Source organism: Dellaglioa sp. CoH-57-MRSF-19 (assembly GCF_056781975.1).
Window position 1 is genome coordinate 1 of sequence record NZ_JBXAXW010000291.1, and the last position, 259, is coordinate 259.

Genomic DNA, 259 nt, shown 5'->3' on the forward strand with positions numbered 1-259 from the left:
TCTGGAAAGCGAGCGAGAGCAGATACAGGAGGCCCGCGGCAGCAGCAGCGACAAGGCCTGCGAGCACGCCACGTTTGGCACCGCGCCTGTCGGAAAAGGATCCTGCCCAAATGCGTGAGACAAGCGCTGCGGCGAACTGAGCTCCCGCCACGAGCCCGATCATGAACGGCCCGAAGCCGAGATCGTTGTTCACATACAAAGGGAGTACAGGAAGCGCTACGCCGATGATGCTGAAGCCAGCGAGCACTGCGGTCATCAC

General features: G+C 61.8%; 1 protein-coding gene. It reads right to left on the minus strand.

What is annotated here, in order from left to right; genetic code table 11:
• A partial coding sequence (locus AC1RO3_RS09270; protein ID WP_481764130.1) for an MFS transporter occupies window positions 1-259 on the minus strand: 259 nt, incomplete at both ends.